We start from the raw sequence: 3,243 nt of genomic DNA on the forward strand, positions 1-3,243 counted from the left end.
TGCGCGACGCCGCGCTCGCCATACGCATGCGCGATCGCCTGTTGAATGACCGCTGCCGCCTGATCCGGCGAGGCGATGATCTCGCTGTAGACGCCGACGTCGCGGAACAGCGCGACCGGATCGTCCTCCTGCAGGTAGTCACTGCCTCGCTTGGCCGCGGCGACGCCGCCCGAGATGGCAAGGACCGGCGCGTGGTCCTTGCGGGCCTCGTAAAGCCCGGCGACGAGGTGGTTCGCGCCTGGGCCGGTGGTGCCGCAGCATACGCCAAGGCGTCCGGTGACTTTGGCTTGCCCTGCGGCGGCGAGCGCGGCGCCTTCCTCATGGCGCACGCCGATCCAGCGGACCTTGTCCTGGCGGCGGATCGCGTCCGTGAACGGATTGAGCGCATCGCCGACGATGCCGAAGACCTGACGGGCGCCGATCTCGTCAAGCGTGGCGACAAGCAGTTCGGCTACGGTAAGGGACATGGGTATACTCCTGCGGATAACGGGAAAGCTGTGCGCGGATCAGGCAGGCTGGCCGTTGGAGGCGGAGATCCCCGCATCGACGGCGAGGATCGCGCCCGTCACCAGCGCCGCATCTTCGGATGCGAGGAAGGCGACGGGGCCAGCGATGTCCTCTGCCCTGGCGTGCTTGCCCAGCGCCGAGCGTTCGTGGAATTTCGCGATCAGCGCTTCTTCGTCCAGCATGTCCCTGGTCAGCTCGCTTTCGGTGAGGGCGGGAGCGACGGCATTGACGCGGATGCCGAACTTGCCAAGGTCGAGCGCCAGTGCGCGGGTGAAGTTGACCACCGCGCCCTTGGCGGCGTTGTAGGCAGTCATGTTCCAGTCGCCGCCGGTGCCCGACACCGAAGCGGTGTGAACAATACAGCCCTTGCTGGCCTTCAGGTGAGGCAGGGCCAGCTGCGCGCAGTGAAACAAGCCATCGATGTCGATCGCCATTGTCTGGCGCCAGTCTTCGGGCGTGGTGTCTTCGAAGGATTTCATCACCGCGATGCCGGCATTGGAGTGCAGCACGTCGATGCCTGCGAACTTCGCGATGGTTTTCTCGACCATACGTGCAACGTCATCGCGCGAGGACACGTCGGCGACGCATACGAGGGTGCGGGAAGGATCGAAATCGGCAGCGACCGCCTCAAGCTTTTCGCGGGTTCGGGCAACGAGCGTTACATTCGCACCTTCCTGCGCAAATCGGCGGGCGCAGGCGGCGCCGATACCCGAGCTGGAGCCGGTGACAATAACGGTCTTGCCGCTGAAACGGTTCATGATGGAGCTGTCCTTGTTGCAGGGCGCTTCGCTGCTTCAGCGGTGCGCACGCATCGGAAAAGGGCGGCGCGAGTGGGCGCAGCCCCCGGGAGGATCGGCCGATGTCCGGGAAAAACATCGCCAATGTCCATCTTCCAACCTTCACACGAGCCGTGTGGTTCCTTGCATTGATCGGACGAGGTGTTGCGCCGACCGGAACTCCTCAGTCCTTGTGTTCAGGCAGCCCTTTGCGCTTGGTGGAGGCAAGATCCTCAAGCTGCTCCTCGCTCATGGATTTCACCATATCCTTTGAGGCTCCTTTCAAATGCGACCTGGGCGTTTCGCCGCGCTTGGCGGACAGCGCCGCCCCGGCGGCCTTTTGCTGCACTTTGGATTTTGCGGGCATGATCGGTCTCCTTCACTCCCAACGCAACGCTCGCCGGTGCAGTTTGGTCTCGCCGAAGCCTTGACGACAAAAGCGGCATTTCTGAAAATTCGCGGGGGGGGGGGCGACCTCACGACTAAATCCTTTGGGTCGCATTGCGAGGGATGCACTTGGAACATTGATAATGTCTGCAGGTTCTGAGGTTCGAGCTCGTCGGAAGGATCGATGTAGCGCTTCAAAAATGGGAGACGCCTGATGTTTCGCTGGGCAATTATTTTCGCCGTGGTCGCAGTCCTGGCTGCGCTTCTGGGTTTCGGGGGAGTCGCCGGCCTTTCCGCAGGCCTTGCCAAGATCTTCTTGATCGTGGCGCTCGTCGTTCTCGTTCTGGGGTATCTGTTCGGACGCGGTACCAGGGCTCCCTGATTTCGTCCCAAATCCTGTAACAGGTTGCGCCCCAAAGGCCTCCATTCGGGGCAGGGGCGCAAACAGTTTGCATGGCCTTCCCTCGCGAATCTCGAATTTTGTACTGGCATGGAAAGGTTCAATCCGAGCTCGGGCACAAGACCATCACATACCGCTTGTTGGTTAGGTAATTTCGTCAATAAAGGCGGGGCACCACGATAAATAGACCGACTGCCGGCCTCCTTCTTTTATTGTCCGCGTGTCAGGCCATGCCTCAAGATGCGAGCATCACGCTTCTGCGGATCGAGCACACGAGAAAGTTTAACGTCGCAATAGTCGCCGGGTACGAGCGCGGACCGTTAATCGGTCAACTTGTCCAGGAGATCGAACATGCCTCCGACGCGCACGCCGAGCGATCGCGCAGCGGCCGTACAAGAGCTGGGGCCAGCTGACAGCAACACCAATCCTGGCTTTCAGACGGCTTCGTTCACTTGTTTTGGTCATCCTTGCGGGTACGAGCCCCGAAGCCGATCTGCTCGCGGACCTCGTCGAGGGGTGTTCCAGGTTGAATGAGCAGCCATGTACCGGGATGCGACGCGCCAATTGTAACAACTGCGCCCTTGGGACAAAGTTTGAGGCACTTGGTTTCGATCGCCAGGATTTGCGCTTTCCTACCCTTCTTCCCCCCGTTTGCTTCATTCAGCATCTTGGCAAGCGCTGTCTTGCCTTTCTGCCCAAAGCCGCCACCGACCTTTTTTGAGCATCTTCCACAAATCAGGGCGATACATCGGGTTCTGGAGGAGACTTGGCGCAGCATGATTATGATCTATGGCTCTGTTGCAAAAATCGTGAAGCTTGAGCATGCTTGGCGGAGATTGGACGGACGGAACGATGACGGATTTCAAGTGGCGCCATTTCCAGGGTGATGTGATCCTGTGGGCGGTGCGCTGGTATTGTCGCTATCCGATCAGCTATCGCGACCTTGAGGAAATGCTGGCGGAACGCGGCATTTCGGTCGACCATACGACGATCTATCGCTGGGTCCAGTGCTACGCCCCGGAGATGGAGAAGCGGCTGCGCTGGTTCTGGCGGCGTGGCTTTGATCCGAGCTGGCGCCTGGATGAAACCTACGTCAAGGTGCGGGGCAAGTGGACCTACCTGTACCGGGCAGTCGACAAGCGGGGCGACACGATCGATTTCTACCTGTCGCCG

5 protein-coding genes and 1 pseudogene are annotated in these 3,243 nt (G+C 60.6%); 2 read left to right on the forward strand and 4 right to left on the reverse strand.

Translation table 11 applies throughout. The features are described from left to right. The 3 genes from LH128_RS24315 to LH128_RS24325 all read right to left on the reverse strand — a co-directional run. The coding region (locus LH128_RS24315; protein ID WP_008832341.1) for a thiamine pyrophosphate-binding protein at window positions 1–467 on the reverse strand (467 nt) is incomplete at its 3' end. Between the two features lie 39 nt (window positions 468–506). Next, window positions 507–1,265 carry an SDR family NAD(P)-dependent oxidoreductase gene (locus LH128_RS24320; RefSeq protein WP_008832342.1) on the reverse strand — a complete coding sequence of 253 codons (759 nt, stop codon included), beginning with the start codon at window positions 1,263–1,265 and terminating at the stop codon, window positions 507–509. Between the two features lie 202 nt (window positions 1,266–1,467). After that, entirely contained in the window at window positions 1,468–1,650 is a 183-nt protein-coding gene (locus LH128_RS24325) for a DUF3008 family protein (RefSeq protein ID WP_008832343.1), read from the reverse strand. 234 nt (window positions 1,651–1,884) lie between these two features. Here LH128_RS24325 and LH128_RS32490 point away from each other — a divergent pair, with 234 nt between their 5' ends. Next, a complete protein-coding gene (locus tag LH128_RS32490) occupies window positions 1,885–2,052 on the forward strand; it encodes a DUF1328 family protein (RefSeq protein WP_008832344.1) in 168 nt (55 codons plus the stop codon). 466 nt (window positions 2,053–2,518) lie between these two features. Here the strand turns inward: LH128_RS32490 and LH128_RS24335 are convergent, their stop codons facing one another. Then, entirely contained in the window at window positions 2,519–2,848 is a 330-nt protein-coding gene (locus LH128_RS24335; RefSeq protein ID WP_051211572.1) for a hypothetical protein, read from the reverse strand. Window positions 2,849–2,922: 74 nt separating this feature from the next. Here LH128_RS24335 and LH128_RS24340 point away from each other — a divergent pair. Then, window positions 2,923–3,243 (forward strand): annotated as a pseudogene (locus LH128_RS24340) (IS6-like element IS6100 family transposase); the annotation flags it as partial.

This window comes from Sphingomonas sp. LH128, from assembly GCF_000293195.2.
Lineage (GTDB): Bacteria > Pseudomonadota > Alphaproteobacteria > Sphingomonadales > Sphingomonadaceae > Novosphingobium > Novosphingobium resinovorum_A.

Bases quoted from the DNA above. Each gene is read 5' to 3' on its own strand.
- LH128_RS24320 (WP_008832342.1), bottom strand. From the start codon at position 1,265: ATGAACCGTTTCAGCGGCAAGACCGTTATTGTCACCGGCTCCAGCTCG.
- LH128_RS24325 (WP_008832343.1), bottom strand. From the start codon at position 1,650: ATGCCCGCAAAATCCAAAGTGCAGCAAAAGGCCGCCGGGGCGGCGCTG.
- LH128_RS32490 (WP_008832344.1), top strand. From the start codon at position 1,885: ATGTTTCGCTGGGCAATTATTTTCGCCGTGGTCGCAGTCCTGGCTGCG.
- LH128_RS24335 (WP_051211572.1), bottom strand. From the start codon at position 2,848: ATGCTGCGCCAAGTCTCCTCCAGAACCCGATGTATCGCCCTGATTTGT.